Annotated in this window: 1 protein-coding gene; it reads right to left on the bottom strand. The window is 57.5% G+C overall.

Features of this window, described 5'->3' with window-relative positions:
- Positions 1–555 (bottom strand): DNA topoisomerase (locus D5269_RS19085; protein WP_243126977.1); only part of this gene is annotated, 555 nt, incomplete at both ends.

The raw sequence follows: 555 nt of genomic DNA, 5'->3' as shown, positions 1-555 counted from the left end.
GGCGGCATGGAATCCGTCCAGTTCCAGCTCCACCGTATAAAATTTCTCTTTCCGAAAGCCGGAAATGGCGGCTTCCCGTTCTGCTAACAGCGCCAGCGTCGGGGTCTGCACCCGGCCCACGTTCAGGGTTTTGCCCTGGTACAGCGTGGTAAACAAACGTGTGCCGTTGATGCCGATCAGCCAGTCCGCCTTGGCGCGGCAGAGGGCGGCGGCGTAGAGATTGTCGTAGTTCTTCCCATCCAGCAGGCAGTCAAAGCCTTTTCGGATGGCGGTTTCCTCCATTGAGGAAATCCACAGCCGCTTGACGGGCTTTGTGCAGCCGCACAGATGGTAAGTCAGGCGGAAAATAAGTTCCCCCTCGCGCCCTGCGTCCGTTGCACAGATTAAGGCGGTGACATCGGCCCGGTTCATCAGGCTTTTTAAGGTTTCAAACTGCTTTTTGGTATCCGGCAGCACCTGATACTGCCACGGCTCCGGTAAAATCGGCAGGTCGGCATAGTTCCATTTGGAATAGCGGGGGTCGTAGGCATCGGCGGGGGCAAGTTCCACCAGATG

The organism is Anaerotruncus sp. 1XD42-93 (genome assembly GCF_009917605.1).
Classification (GTDB): domain Bacteria; phylum Bacillota; class Clostridia; order Oscillospirales; family Ruminococcaceae; genus Anaerotruncus.
The sequence above is the reverse complement of the archived record's forward strand: the minus strand, read 5'-3'. Positions and strand labels throughout refer to the sequence as shown.